The organism is Streptomyces sp. YIM 121038 (assembly GCF_006088715.1).
Lineage (GTDB): Bacteria > Actinomycetota > Actinomycetes > Streptomycetales > Streptomycetaceae > Streptomyces.
Genome location: NZ_CP030771.1, coordinates 9,037,703 through 9,050,656 on the forward strand (window position 1 = coordinate 9,037,703; position 12,954 = coordinate 9,050,656).

The 12,954-nt window shown below is 74.2% G+C and carries 12 protein-coding genes; 6 read left to right on the top strand and 6 right to left on the bottom strand.

Going from position 1 to position 12,954, the window contains the following annotated elements; translation table 11 throughout:
* Positions 1-22: 22 nt before the first annotated feature.
* Positions 23-1,381 (bottom strand): dipeptidase, encoded by a 1,359-nt coding sequence (locus C9F11_RS37875; RefSeq protein ID WP_138964300.1) that lies wholly within the window; start codon positions 1,379-1,381, stop codon positions 23-25.
* A gap of 220 nt (positions 1,382-1,601) precedes the next feature.
* Here C9F11_RS37875 and C9F11_RS37880 point away from each other — a divergent pair, with 220 nt between their 5' ends.
* The 4 genes from C9F11_RS37880 (at position 1,602) to C9F11_RS37895 (ending at position 5,679) form a co-directional block, all read left to right on the top strand.
* Entirely contained in the window at positions 1,602-2,804 is a 1,203-nt protein-coding gene (locus tag C9F11_RS37880) for a geranylgeranyl reductase family protein (protein ID WP_138964302.1), read from the top strand.
* A gap of 230 nt (positions 2,805-3,034) precedes the next feature.
* A complete protein-coding gene (locus C9F11_RS37885) occupies positions 3,035-3,616 on the top strand; it encodes a response regulator (RefSeq protein ID WP_138964304.1) in 582 nt (193 codons plus the stop codon).
* A 97-nt stretch (positions 3,617-3,713) separates the two neighbouring features.
* Positions 3,714-4,991 carry a sensor histidine kinase gene (locus C9F11_RS37890; RefSeq protein WP_171075970.1) on the top strand — a complete coding sequence of 426 codons (1,278 nt, stop codon included), beginning with the start codon at positions 3,714-3,716 and terminating at the stop codon, positions 4,989-4,991.
* A gap of 22 nt (positions 4,992-5,013) precedes the next feature.
* Positions 5,014-5,679 (top strand): response regulator transcription factor, encoded by a 666-nt coding sequence (locus C9F11_RS37895; RefSeq protein ID WP_138964308.1) that lies wholly within the window; start codon positions 5,014-5,016, stop codon positions 5,677-5,679.
* Here the strand turns inward: C9F11_RS37895 and C9F11_RS37900 are convergent.
* Both C9F11_RS37900 and C9F11_RS37905 read right to left on the bottom strand, forming a co-directional pair.
* The gene (locus C9F11_RS37900; protein WP_171075971.1) at positions 5,640-5,978 is read right to left on the bottom strand and encodes a DUF6332 family protein; all 339 of its coding nucleotides are present in this window, start codon (positions 5,976-5,978) and stop codon (positions 5,640-5,642) included. The genes C9F11_RS37895 and C9F11_RS37900 overlap by 40 nt on opposite strands.
* Before the next feature lie 71 nt (positions 5,979-6,049).
* Positions 6,050-7,558, bottom strand: coding sequence for an MFS transporter (locus tag C9F11_RS37905; RefSeq protein ID WP_138964310.1), 1,509 nt, complete (start codon positions 7,556-7,558; stop codon positions 6,050-6,052).
* A gap of 86 nt (positions 7,559-7,644) precedes the next feature.
* On the opposite strand from C9F11_RS37905, the gene C9F11_RS37910 reads away from it, so the two are divergent.
* A complete protein-coding gene (locus tag C9F11_RS37910) occupies positions 7,645-8,064 on the top strand; it encodes a MarR family transcriptional regulator (protein WP_138964312.1) in 420 nt (139 codons plus the stop codon).
* 54 nt (positions 8,065-8,118) lie between these two features.
* Here C9F11_RS37910 and C9F11_RS37915 read toward each other — a convergent pair whose 3' ends face one another.
* Together C9F11_RS37915 and C9F11_RS37920 are read right to left on the bottom strand one after the other, a co-directional pair.
* Entirely contained in the window at positions 8,119-8,850 is a 732-nt protein-coding gene (locus tag C9F11_RS37915; RefSeq protein ID WP_138964314.1) for a maleylpyruvate isomerase family mycothiol-dependent enzyme, read from the bottom strand.
* 152 nt (positions 8,851-9,002) lie between these two features.
* Positions 9,003-10,220, bottom strand: a complete 1,218-nt coding sequence (locus C9F11_RS37920) for an MFS transporter (RefSeq protein ID WP_138964316.1) — start codon at positions 10,218-10,220, stop codon at positions 9,003-9,005.
* A 226-nt stretch (positions 10,221-10,446) separates the two neighbouring features.
* Between C9F11_RS37920 and C9F11_RS37925 the strand changes: the two genes are divergently transcribed.
* On the top strand, positions 10,447-11,667 hold the full coding sequence (locus C9F11_RS37925; protein WP_138964318.1) for an ROK family protein: 1,221 nt from the start codon (positions 10,447-10,449) through the stop codon (positions 11,665-11,667).
* A 14-nt stretch (positions 11,668-11,681) separates the two neighbouring features.
* On the opposite strand, the gene C9F11_RS37930 is transcribed toward C9F11_RS37925, so the two are convergent.
* Positions 11,682-12,878, bottom strand: coding sequence for an MFS transporter (locus tag C9F11_RS37930; protein ID WP_138964320.1), 1,197 nt, complete (start codon positions 12,876-12,878; stop codon positions 11,682-11,684).
* Between the last annotated feature and the right edge of the window lie 76 nt (positions 12,879-12,954).

The window sequence follows — 12,954 nt, forward strand, 5'->3', positions numbered from 1 at the left end:
GGCCCCGGGCATCGGGGCGGGGTCAGGCCCCGGTCGCGTACCGCTGCAGGAACAGGGCCTCGGCGACCGACATGCGCTCCAGCTCGTCCGGCGACACGCTCTCGTTCACGGCGTGGATCTGCGCCTCGGGCTCGCTCAGGCCGATGAGGAGGATCTCCGCCTCCGGGTACAGCGCGCCCAGCGTGTTGCACAGCGGGATCGAGCCGCCCATGCCGGAGGCCTGCATCTGCCGCCCGTCGTACGCCTCGCTGAGGGCGGCCGCCATCGCCTCGTACGCGGGGCTTGTGACGTCCGCGCGGAAGGCCTGGCCCTGGCCGACCTGCTCCGTGCGCACCCGGGCGCCCCACGGCGTGTGCGCCTCCAGGTGGGCGCGCAGCAGCTTCGTCGCCTCCGCGGCGTCCACGCCCGGCGGCACCCGCAGGCTGATCAGCGCCCGCGCGCCCGCCTGCACGGACGGGGTGGCGCCGACGACGGGCGGGCAGTCGATGCCGAGCACGGTGACGGCCGGGCGCGCCCAGATGCGGTCGGCGACCGTGCCCTCGCCGATGAGGCCGACCCCGTCGAGGACCTTGGCGTCCCTGCGGAAGTCGTCCTCGGCGTACTGCAGGCCCTCCCAGACGCCGGCGCTGTCGAGGCCGTCGACCGTCGTCGAGCCGTCCTCGGCGCGCAGCGAGTCCAGGACGCGCACGAGGGCCGCGAGCGCGTCCGGGGCCGCGCCGCCGAACTGCCCGGAGTGGAGGTTGCCTTCGAGCGTGTCGACCTCCACGCGCACCAGGGTCATGCCGCGCAGGGTCGCGGTGACCGTCGGCAGTCCGGCGCGGAAGTTGCCCGCGTCGCCGATGACGATGGTGTCGGCGCGCAGCAGGTCGGGGTGTGCCTCGGCGTAGCGCTCCAGGCCGCCGGTGCCCTGCTCCTCCGAGCCCTCGGCGATGAACTTCACGGCCACGGGGATGCCGCCGTTGGCCTTCAGGGCGCGCAGCGCGAGCAGGTGCATGACCACGCCGCCCTTGCAGTCGGCGCTGCCGCGGCCGTACCAGCGGCCGTCGCGCTCGGTCAGCTCGAAGGGGGGCGTGGTCCAGCCGGACTCGTCGAGCGGGGGCTGGACGTCGTAGTGCGCGTACAGGAGCACCGTCGGGGCGCCCTCGGGGCCCGGCAGGTAGCCGTACACCGACTGCGTGCCGTCCGGGGTGTCCAGGAGCGCGACGTCCTCGAAGCCCTCGGTGCGCAGGGCGTCGGCCACCCAGTGCGCGGCGGCCTCGCTCTCGCTCTTCGGATACTGCTCGAAGTCCGCCACCGACTTGAAGGCCACCAGCTCGGTGAGCTCCGCCTTCGCCCGCGGCATGAGCGAAGCGACGGTCTCGGCGATCGGATGCGACGGCATGGGCACGCTCCTCGTAGGTGCGACGTTGTCCTTGGGGACGGGTGACGCGGTTCGCGGTGGTCTCGGGTGCGCGCCGCGCGCGTGGCCTGTGGGCACGGTGCGTGCGGTGTGCACGTTGCTGATCCTCCCACAGGAGGATCGCGCGGGCGTGCGCCGTAGGATGCCCTCCAGAGAGCAAGGACAGCGCGGCCAAGACGGGGATCAGGAGCGTAAGACCAACGTGAGCAGCGAGAAGTCAGCGGACGACCCGCGGCAGGTGTGGGACGTCGTGGTGGTCGGCGCGGGCCCCGCGGGAGCCTCCGCGGCCTATGCGGCGGCCGTCGCGGGACGCAGCGTCCTGGTCCTGGAGAAGGCCGCCCTGCCGCGGTACAAGACGTGCGGCGGAGGCATCATCGGTCCCTCGCGGGACGCGCTGCCCCCGGGCTTCGACCTGCCCCTGCGGGACCGGGTGCACGCGGTCACGTTCACCCTGGACGGCAAGTTCTCCCGCACCCGCCGCTCGCGGAAGATGCTCTTCGGGCTCATCAACCGGCCGGAGTTCGACCAGCAGCTCGTGGAGCACGCGGAGAAGGCGGGCGCCGAGGTGCGCACCGGCGTCACCGTGGCGCGCGTCGAGCAGCACGGCCCGGCCGTGCCGGACCGGCGCACGGTCGCGGTCGTCCTCCAGGGCGGTGAGACGGTCCTGGCGCGCGCGGTCGTGGGCGCCGACGGCAGCGCGAGCCGCATAGGAGCGCACGTCGGGGTGAAGCTGGACCAGGTGGACCTCGGCCTGGAGGCGGAGATCCCCGTGCCCGCGACGGTCGCCGAGGACTGGGCGGGCCGGGTGCTCATCGACTGGGGCCCGATGCCCGGCAGTTACGGCTGGGTGTTCCCCAAGGGCGACACGCTGACCGTCGGTGTGATCTCCGCGCGCGGTGAAGGCGCCGCGACGAAGCGCTATTTGGAGGACTTCATCGCCCGGCTCGGCCTTTCGGGCTTCGAGCCGAGCATCTCCTCCGGTCACCTCACGCGCTGCCGCAGCGACGACTCGCCGCTGTCCCGCGGCCGGGTCCTGGTGTGCGGCGACGCGGCGGGCCTCCTCGAGCCGTGGACCCGCGAGGGCATCTCGTTCGCGCTGCGCTCGGGCCGGCTCGCGGGGGAGTGGGCGGTGCGCATCGCGGAGGCGCACGACGCGGTGGACGCCCGCCGCCAGGCGTTGAACTACGCGTTCGCCGTCAAGGCGGGCCTCGGCGTGGAGATGAGCGTCGGGCGGCGCATGCTGGCCGTCTTCGAGCGGCGCCCCGGCCTCCTGCACACGGCGATCACCGGCTTCCGCCCGGCGTGGAACGCGTTCGCGAAGATCACCAGCGGCCGGACGACGCTCGCCGAGATCGTGCGCACGCACCCGATGGCGGGCCGCGTGCTCGGCAAGCTCGACCGGTAGCGCCCCGACCGGGGCGGGCGGCGGGCGGAGGGACGCCCCGCGCGCCCGCCCCGACGGCCCCGCCCCCACCCGTGCGCTCGTGCCGCACGCCCCCTGGCGGGAAACGCGTGGAGCGGCCGAGTTCGGTGATCGGCTTGTGAAGAATGAGAAGTCGTCTAGCGTTTCGCATGAAGGTTTCTCCAACTCGCCATGGGCATAGGCTGGTTAGCTCGGATGAGGGGGCTCCACACATGCCGTCGCACTCGAAGATCCTCGTCGTGGACGACCACGAGGATTACCTCTTCGCGCTCGAAAGCGCGCTGGCTCCGCTCGGCTATGAGACGACGTGCGCGACCAACGGGGACGACGCCCTCAAGGAGATACTCCGCGGCCACATCGCCGTGGCCCTGCTCGATGTGCGCATGCCCGGCGTCGACGGCCTGGACGTGGTGCGTTACGTACGGGGCGTGGAGCAGACGCAGCTCCTGCCGATCATCCTCCTGACCGGCTTCGACGTGAGCCAGGAGCTGTCGGCGACGGCCCTGCGCCTCGGCGTGGCCGACATCGTCGTGAAGCCCGTCGACCCGTGGACGCTGCGCACCAAGGTGCGCTACCTCTACGACACCTACCAGCGGTTGCGCGCCCTCCAGGCCGAGGTCGACGGCTATCGCTCCCGGAGCCTCGACGGCGTGCGCCCCGGCGCGGGCGCACCGGCCCGCCGGGGCGTGCCGAAGACACCGTCCGATTCCCCCGCCCCGCCGGACGCCGTACAGGTCCGCGTGCCCTCCCAGCCCAAGGGGACGGCGCGCCGAAGACCGCTGCCGAAGGACTGACCGCCGGGGGCGCGCGTGGCGTACTCCCCAGGGAGTACGCCTGATCGCCACGCCTGGCGGACGCCCGGTGCCCCGGCCGCCGTCTAGCGTGGCCGCCATGGACGAACAGCGCGGACGCGGGTGTCCCGGCCCGCCCCGGAGCGGACCACCGGGGTGGCGGCAGGGGCCGCCGTGGTGGCGGTTGCGGGGCCCCGACGAGCCTGCTGCGGCCGGGCGCCGCCTGCCCTGGCTGACGACCGTGCTGCTCACGGCGTTCATCCAGATCGGCACGGGCTTCGCGGCGCACGGCCAGCCCGAGCGCGTGGGGGTCGACGGCTTCGCTCGGGCGCTGCTCCTGCTCGCGTCGGGCTCCCTGTTGCTGCGCCACCGCCACCCCGTGGCCGTGGCCTACGTCACCGCCGGGGCCACCCTGGTCTACCTGGGCGCCGGATATCCGTACGGGCCCGTGCTCCTCACGGTCGCGGTCGGCTGCTTCGCGGCGGTCGTCGCGGGGCACCGGCGGGCGGCGTGGGGCGCCGTCGGCCTGTGGTGGGCCGGGCAGATCCTGGTCACGCAGGTGCTGTACCGCTGGCTGCCGCCGGACGGGGACGGCGCGCTCGGCTGGGGCGAGGAACTGGTCGTCGCCGTCTGGGTGGTGGCGACCGTCGCGGTCGCGGAGCTGGCCCGCACCCGCCGCGAGCAGTGGGCCAAGGAGCGCGCCGAGCGGGCGCTCGCGGCCCGGCGCCGCGCCGACGAGGAGCGCCTGCGGATGGCCCGCGAGCTGCACGACGTCCTGGCCCACAGCATCTCCGTCATCAACGTGCAGGCCGGGGTGGGCCTCGCCCTGCTCGACTCCGACCCCGAGCAGGCCAGAACCGCCCTGACCACGATCAAGGCCGCCAGCAAGGAGGCCCTCGGCGAGGTCCGTCAGGTCCTCGACACCCTGCGGGCCCCGGGAGCCGCCCCGCGCGCCCCGGCCCCGGGCCTCGACCGGCTGCCCGAGCTCGTCGAGCAGGCGGGGAGCACCGGCCTGACGGTGACCGTCACCAGGGAGGGCCGCGACGGCCCGCTGCCGCCCGGCGTGGACCTGGCCGCCTTCCGCATCGTCCAGGAGGCGCTCACCAACGTCGTACGCCACTCCGGTTCGCGGCGGGCCCGCGTCCTGGTGCGCCGCGCCCCGGGCTCCGTGACCCTGCGCGTCGACGACGACGGCCCCGCCACCGGCGCGGACGCGGGCGGCAGCGGCAACGGCCTGGCCGGCATGCGGGAGCGGGCCGCCGCGCTCAAGGGCACCATTGAGGCGGGTCCGCGCCCCGACGGCGGCTTCCGCGTGACGGCGGTGCTGCCCACCACCGGTGCCGCGCGGCCCGGCCGGGACCGGCACGACGACCAGTGAGCACCCCACCCCAGGAGGCCCCGTGATCCGCGTACTGCTCGCCGACGACCAGTCGTTGGTCCGCGCGGGGTTCAAGGCGCTGCTCGACGCCCAGGCGGACATCGAGGTGGCGGGCGAGGCCGCGGACGGCGAGGAGGCGGTGCGCAAGGTGCGGGAGCTGCGGCCCGACGTCGTCCTGATGGACATCCGCATGCCGCTGCTCGACGGCCTGGAGGCCACCCGCCGGATCACCGGAGAGCCGGACCTCGACGGGGTCCGGGTGGTCATGCTCACCACGTTCGAGCTCGACGAGTACGTCTTCGAGGCGATCCGCTCCGGCGCCTCGGGCTTCCTGGTGAAGGACACCGAGCCCGACGAACTGCTGCGCGCGGTGCGGGCGGTGGTCGCGGGCGACGCGCTGCTCTCGCCCGGGGTGACGCGCCGCCTCATCGGGGAGTTCGCCGCGCGCTCCAAGGAACCTGCGGCCGCCGGGGCGCTCGCCGACCTCACCGAGCGGGAGCGGGAGGTGATGGCCCTGGTCGGCATCGGCCTGTCCAACGAGGAGATCGCGCGCCGCCTGGTCGTCAGCCCGCTCACCGCCAAGACGCATGTGAGCCGCACGATGGTGAAACTGGGCGCCCGCGACCGCGCCCAACTGGTCGTCCTGGCCTATGAGTCGGGCCTGGTCCGCCCCGGCTGGCTGGGCTGAGCGGGCAGCCCGGGAAGGGCCGCGCGGCGCGCCCGCCACCGCTCGGTGAAGCGCCACAGGACGGTGACGACGCGGACGACGAACACGAGGGCGGCGAGCGTCACGCCCACGACCGTGAGCGTCCGCGCGGCGCCGCCCGACAGGCCGAAGACGAGGACGGGCCCGCCCGCGAGGGCCATGAAGACGAGCACGGCGGCCGCCGCCGCGCTCGCGAGCGCGTACCCGATCTCGACCGTGACCGCGTCCCGCTCGGCCTGGCTCCGTCGGCCTTGTCCGACCGTGTCCCCCATGTCATTCATACGGGGAGTGTCACAGGGCCGGGGCCCGGCGGGCAAGAAACCGCCCGCCGGGCCCCGGGGGCCGGTCGTGGTCAGTCGCCGACGGTGACCTGCTCGCGCGGGGCGTCCGTCCGCGGCTGCGACGAGGCGACGGTGATCGTCCGCTGCTTGCGCCGCGCGCGCAGGCCGGTGAGGTTGATGAGCAGACCGGCGACCGCGAAGGCCGTCACCAGGACCAGGCCCGGCCGGTAGCTGTCGAGGACCTCCGCGGGCGAGGCGCCGGTCTCGGGCGAACCCTTGCCGGAGGCCGTGATGGCCGCGGTGGTGATCGCGAGGATGACCGCGCCGCCCACCTGGATCGAGGTGTTGAGCAGGCCCGAGACCATGCCCTGCTCGTGGTCGGCCACGCCGTTGGTGGCCTGGATGTTGAGCGAGGGGAAGACCAGGGCGCACGCGACGCCGAGCAGCACCATCGAGGGCAGGATGACCGCGACGTACGTCGGCGTCAGGTCGATGCGCAGGAACAGCGCGTACGACGCGACGAGCAGCGCGAAGCCGGTCACGATGACCCGGGTGGTGCCGAACCGGTCGATGACCCCGGCGATCTTCGTGGCGGACAGGGCCACGATCACGCCCGCGGGCAGGAAGGCGAGCGCCGTCTCCAGGGCCGACCAGCCGAGCAGCGACTGGAGGTACTGGGTGGCGATGAACTGGAACGAGACGTAGCCGCCGAAGAAGGTCACCGCGCCGAGCTGGGCGCGGACCTGCGCTCCCGAGCGCAGGACGCCGAGGCGGATCAGCGGGCTCGCGGTGCGCAGCTCGATGGCGACGAAGGCGGCGAGGAGCACCGCCACGGCCAGGAACGACAGCAGCGTGCGGGCGGAGGCCCAGCCGACCTCGGGGGCCTGGACGACGGTGAAGACGAGCAGCAGCATCGACGCCGTGCCGGTGACGGCGCCCGGCACGTCGTAGCCGCCGCGGTTCGCCTCGCGGGCGGAGCGCGGGATGAGCTTGAGACCGGCGACGAGCGCGATGACGGCGATCGGCGCGGGCAGCAGCATGGTCAGGCGCCAGCTGACCTCGGTGAGGACGCCGGACAGGACGAGGCCGAGCGAGAAGCCGGTGGCGGCACAGGTGGTGTAGATGGACAGGGCGCGGTTGCGGACCGGGCCCTCGGCGAAGGTCGTGGTGATGATCGACAGGCCCGCGGGCGCGGTGAACGCGGCGCTCAGGCCCTTCACGAAGCGGCTGGCGATGAGGAGCGGCCCGGAGTCGACGAGCCCTCCGAACAGGGAGGTGACGGCGAAGACGCCGAGGGCGATGAGGAAGACCTCTCGGCGTCCGAGGAGGTCGGCGGCGCGGCCGCCGAGCAGCAGCAGACCGCCGTAGCCGAGGATGTAGCCGCTGACGACCCACTGCAGGGACGAGGTGGAGAGGTCCAGGTCCGAGCCGATGGAGGGCAGGGCGACGCCGACCATCGAGACGTCGAGGGCGTCCAGGAACATCGCGGCACACAGGACGAGCAGCGTGCCCCACAGGCGTGGGGTCCAGCGCTCCGCCGACGCGGAGGCATGGGGGACAGGGGAGACCGGTGAAGTCATGCGGAGCACAGTACATGCATATGCATTGACTGCAAGTGCATTTAATTCCGATGCAATAATCGCCCGATTTCTGCTACGGTGCCGCCATGGCGGCGACGAAGGCCGAGCCCCCGGCGGAGGCCGAGCAAGGGCTTGTGAACGAGTGGCGGGAGATCCTCGCGGTGCACGCGCGCACCCTCTGCGAGCTGGACCGGGAGCTGCATCCGCACGGTCTGGGCGCGAGTGACTTCGAGGTGCTCGACGTGCTCGCCGCGGGCCACTCCGCGGGCGGTGGCGGCGGCTTCCGGGTCCAGGACATCGCCTGCCAGGTCCACTTGAGCCAGAGCGCCCTGTCCCGCCTCGTCGGCCGTCTGGAGAAGGACGGCCTGGTCGAGCGCGGCATGTGCAGCGAGGACCGCCGCGGCGTGCTCGTCTGTCTGACCGCCAAGGGGCGTGCGCTGCACGCCGAGGTGAAGCCGGTGCAGCGCGCCGTGCTCACCCGCATGCTGGCCGCGCCGGACGCCTGACCGCGGCCCCGGGGGGGCGGGCCCGGCCGGAGCCGGGCCCTCGTCGGCCCGGCGTCAGCCGACCCCCGCCGTCTCGCGCCACAGCGTGGCGAGCGCGGTGTCGCCCGTGATCTGCGGGAACGGCAGCCGGTTCCACAGGGCCAGATACAGATACGCCGCCTGACCCGCGACCTCGCAGTCGGCGGGCAGGGTGTCGCCGTGCTCGGTGACGGGCACCTCCGTGGACAGATGGACCGTCCACGCCTCCTTCGCGTCGGTGGCGCGGATCCGCAGCACGCGCGGCTCCGGCGTGCGCAACCGGCTCTTGGGCCGGGCGTGGAAGCCGCGGAGCAGCTCGTCGATGCCGTCCACCGCGAAGTCCGTGCCGACGGCCGTGGGCGTACCGCCCCGGGCGGACTCGGCGTCCACCCGGTGCACGGCCGTCTCGTTCGCCTGCCGCCGCGCCCAGAAGGCCAGCGGTGACGGGGCGGGCAGGAACGTCCAGCACCGCAGGTCGGCCGGGGCGGCGGTGAGTGCGGCGACGAGCCGCGCGTGCCCCTCGCGGAACCACGCCACGAGGTCGGCGCCGTCCAGGGCCGGCTCCTCCGGCAAGGAGCGGAAGGAAGGATGCGCGTCGGCGACGAAGGCGGCGGCCCAGCGGTGCACCACGCCCGTGTGCCGCACCAGGTCACGCACCCGCCACCCGGGGCAGGTGGGCACGGCGGCAGCGGTCCCCGCCTCCTCGGCGGCGCGGGCGAGCAGCCGCCCTTCCCGGTCGAGGATCTCTATGTGCTCGGCAATCTCCATGCGGGGATTGTGCAGGACGATCCGGCCCGCGCGTGGGGGAAGCGATGCCCGCGTTCGCGCCGGGACGAAAGGCGCTTGTGGCCGGGCGCGGGGGCGCGCGTGAGGGCGGGCGCGGTGGCGGAGGGCGCCGCACCCACCCTCCCTCGGAGGGCTCAGGCGTCGCCGCGCGCCGCGGACGCGCGGCCCGTCGCCCCCGCGATGCCCGCGGCGAGCGCCGCGAGGAGGGCCACGCTGGTCAGCGCCACCGGCAGGGAGAACCAGTCCGCCATGAAGCCGATCGCGGGCGGCCCGAGCAGCATGCCGCCGTAGCCGAGCGTGGACGCGGCCGCCACCCCGCTCGGACCGGCGAGCGCACCGGCGCGCTCGATCGCCACGGGGAAGATGTTGGCCAGGCCGAGGCCCGTGATCGCGAACCCGGCGAGCGCCGCGCCCGTGGAGGGGGCGAGCGCGCCGAGGAGCATCCCGGCCGCGGCGAGCAGGCCGCCGCCGACGACGGTGCGGGTGCCGCCGAGGCGTTCGAGGAGCGCCGTGCCGGACAGACGGCCGATCGTCATCGCGAGGGCGAAGCACGAGTACCCCGCCGCGGCGACGCCGGGGTGTGCGTCGAGGTCCTGCTCCAGGTGGAGCGCGCCCCAGTCGGCCAGCGCCCCTTCGCCGTACGCCGTGCACAGCGCGACGAGCCCGAAGACCAGGACGAGCACCCGCGCGCCGCCGCCGCCGGACCCGGGCGGCGCGGACGCCCGCGACCCGGCGGCGGCCGGGGCCTGCGGCACCTCGTACCGCAGCAGCGTCGGCGCGGTCACCGCCGTGACGAGGAGGCCGATCAGGGCGAGCCCGAGCAGGTGCCGGGTGGGGGAGAGGTGCCCGGCGACCAGGCCGCCGAGGCCCGCCCCGATCATGCCGCCGAGGCTGAACGCCGCGTGGAAACTGGGCATGACCGGCCGCCGCAGCGCCCGGACGAGATCGACGGCCGCGCTGTTCATGGCCACGTTGATGCCGCCGTACGCGGCGCCGAAGAGCAGCAGGACCAGGCCGAGGGCGAGGGCCGAGTGCGTCAGCGGGGGCAGCGCGACGCTCAGCGGCATCAGGACGCCGCACGCCACGGTCACCGGATGGCTGCCGAAGCGCGTACACAGCCGCCCCGTCATCGTCATCGTCACCACGGCCCCCGCCGAGACCCCGAGCAGCGCGAGCCCCAGCGTGCTCGCCGACGCCCCCGTCTGCTCCTTGATGGCGGGGATGCGGACGACCCATCCGGCGAAGACGAAGCCGTCGAGGGCGAAGAACACGGTGAGGGCGGCGCGCAGTCGGCCGAAGTCGTGGGACGTGGCCTCGGACGCCTCTGACGTGGTTTTGTTTAGTAGCGGCACAAAGTCAGCGTAGGGCCGCACCCCGGTCGGGGACAAGGCGGTTGTCCGGGGTGCGGCCGCCGCGCGGTGCGCGCGGTGCGGCGCGGCCCCGGCGCGGAGCCGAGGCGGCGCACTTCGGAAAGAGGCGTACGAAACCGTGGATCACGGGCAGGCGAAGAGCGCGGGAAGGCCGGATGGCGACGACGGAACGGCGAGGTGGCGTACGGATCATGGGAGACTCGCACTCATGAACGGGAAGGCTGCCACCGGGGGTGAGGCGCGTACGCGCCTGGAGCGAGGGCGTACCGCGCTCGGCCCCGCACTCGAACTCGTCCACACCGGGCGCGCACCCACCCGAGCCGTCCTCACCGCCGAGTTGGGCGTCACGCGCGCCACGGCGGGCGCCGTCGCGGCCGAGTTGGAGGCGCTCGGCCTGATCAGCGTCGACGCGAAGCCGAGCGCCGCCTCGGGGTCGCAGGGCCGCCCCTCGCACCGCCTCTCCGTCGCGGGGACCGGTCCGGTCGCCCTCGCCGCCCAGGTGCACGCCGACGGCTTCCGCGCGGCGCTCGTCGGCCTCGGCGGCGAGATCGTCGCCACGACGCCCGGCTGCGAGACGATCGACGCGGACCCGGCGCAGGTGCTCGGCACGGTCGTCGACGAGGGCGCGCGCCTGCTGCGCGAGACCGGGAGGCGGTGCGTCGGCGCCGGACTCGCGGTGCCCTCGGCCGTCGCGGAACCGGAGGGCACCGCCCTCAACCCGCTGCACCTGGCCTGGCCCGCGGGCGCGCCGGTGCGGGAGATCTTCGCGGACTGCGTACGCCGGGCCGGGGTCACGGGCCCCGCCTTCACCGGCAACGACGTGAACCTCGCGGCGCTCGCCGAGCACCGGCACGGCGCCGGGCGCGGCGCCCGCGACCTGCTGTGCGTGGCGACCGGGCACCGGGGGGTCGGCGGCGCCCTGGTCCTGGACGGCCGCCTGCACACCGGGAGTTCGGGACTCGCCCTCGAAGTCGGGCACCTCACGGTGCACCCGGAGGGGCGCCCCTGCCACTGCGGCAGCCGCGGCTGTCTGGACGTGGAGACCGACCCGCTCGCCTTCCTGACGGAGGCCGGGGTCAGGCCCGGCCCCGAGGGGCTGCTCAACCAGGCGCGCACGCTGTTGGCCGAGCACTACGCCGACCCGGCGGTGCGGGTGGCCGCCGAAGCCCTGATCGACCGTCTGGGCCTCGGTCTCGCGGGCCTGGTGAACATCCTCAACCCCGACCGCATCGTCCTCGGCGGTCTGCACCGCGCGCTGCTCGACGCGGACCCGGAGCGGCTGCGCGCGGTCGTCGCCGACCGGAGCCTGTGGGGCCGCAGCGGCGGGGTGCCGATCCTGGCCTGCACCCTCGACCACAACAGCCTGGTGGGGGCCGCCGAGCTGGCCTGGCAGCCGGTGCTCGACGACCCCCTGGGGGCGCTGGGTTAGGGGCGCGAGGCGCCTCAGCCGACCCGAGCGGGTTCCCGTACGGGGGCCACGACGTCGGCGGTGGCCGGTGCGGCGGCCCCGCGCCGCCGCAGGTCCGGGATCAGCGAGAGCAGTCCGAGCACCGCGAGCCCGGCGCCGATCCACAGCGGGGCGCGCAGCCCGTAGGCGTCGATGGCGGGGCCGCCGACGGACGTCGCGATGATGATGCCGCCCGTGATGAACGACGAGTGGACGCTGTTGACCAGGGGGCCGGTGTTGCTGGCGCGCTGGACGCGGGTGATCATCGCCGGGTTCATGGTGACGCCCACCAGGCCGATGCCCAGCATCATCGCCACGGCGGCGACCGGTACGTCGGCGACGAGCGCGAAGCCGATGAGGAAGCCGAGGTTCAGCAGCAGGCCCGTGGCCAGGACGGGCAGGGTGTACCGGTCGGCGAGGCGGCCGACGACGGTGTTGCCGATGAGGGTGGCGGCACCGTAGGCGATGAGCAGCAGCGGCACGGTGCCGGTGGCGAAGCCGGTGATCTCGGTGAGGATCGGGTTGAGGTAGCTGAAGGCGGAGAAGGTGGCGCCGATGACGAACGTACTGGTGAGAAGGGAGAGCCAGAGCCGCGGGCTCTTGAAGGCGCCCAGCTCGTCGCGGAGCGCGCCACCGCCCTCGGTGCGCTCGACGTGCGGCACCCCGAAGAACGTCGTGACCGCGGCGAGGGCGGTGAGCACGGTGATGGCCCAGAACGCGGCGCGCCAGCCGAGGTGTTCCCCGACGACGGTGGCCATCGGCAGGCCGAGGAGCGTGCCCAGCATCAGCCCGTTCAGCGCGACGGCGACGGCGCGGCCCCGCATCTCGGGCCGGGCCAGCTGCGTGGCCATGGAGATGCCGACCCCGAAGAAGGCCTGCGAGGCGACGCCGGTGACCACGCGCGCCACCAGCATGGTCCCGTAGTCGGGGGCGAGGGCGGCCAGGACGTTGCCCGCCAGGAAGACGGCGAAGACGACCAGCAGGGCCCGCTTCGGCGCCAGTTTGAGCAGGGCGGCCGTCAGGAACGGCCCGCCGAAGGCCATGGCGATCGCGAAGGCCGTGATCAGATAGCCGATCTCGGGGATCGTGGCGCCGAGCCCGTCGGCCATCTGCGGCATGAGTCCGGCGACGACGAACTCGCTGGTCACCATGGCGAAGATGCCTAGGGCCAGGACGTATACGGCGCGGGGCATGGGTGCTCCTCGGGGTGGGCGGGGCAAGTATTGGATAGGTCAGTACAAAATTGGGGCAGGGGGTGCCGCGGAAGGG

Bases quoted from the DNA above. Each gene is read 5' to 3' on its own strand.
- C9F11_RS37930 (WP_138964320.1), bottom strand. From the start codon at position 12,878: ATGCCCCGCGCCGTATACGTCCTGGCCCTAGGCATCTTCGCCATGGTG.
- C9F11_RS37900 (WP_171075971.1), bottom strand. From the start codon at position 5,978: ATGAATGACATGGGGGACACGGTCGGACAAGGCCGACGGAGCCAGGCC.
- C9F11_RS37910 (WP_138964312.1), top strand. From the start codon at position 7,645: ATGGCGGCGACGAAGGCCGAGCCCCCGGCGGAGGCCGAGCAAGGGCTT.
- C9F11_RS37925 (WP_138964318.1), top strand. From the start codon at position 10,447: ATGAACGGGAAGGCTGCCACCGGGGGTGAGGCGCGTACGCGCCTGGAG.
- C9F11_RS37905 (WP_138964310.1), bottom strand. From the start codon at position 7,558: ATGACTTCACCGGTCTCCCCTGTCCCCCATGCCTCCGCGTCGGCGGAG.
- C9F11_RS37885 (WP_138964304.1), top strand. From the start codon at position 3,035: ATGCCGTCGCACTCGAAGATCCTCGTCGTGGACGACCACGAGGATTAC.
- C9F11_RS37875 (WP_138964300.1), bottom strand. From the start codon at position 1,381: ATGCCGTCGCATCCGATCGCCGAGACCGTCGCTTCGCTCATGCCGCGG.
- C9F11_RS37915 (WP_138964314.1), bottom strand. From the start codon at position 8,850: ATGGAGATTGCCGAGCACATAGAGATCCTCGACCGGGAAGGGCGGCTG.
- C9F11_RS37890 (WP_171075970.1), top strand. From the start codon at position 3,714: ATGGACGAACAGCGCGGACGCGGGTGTCCCGGCCCGCCCCGGAGCGGA.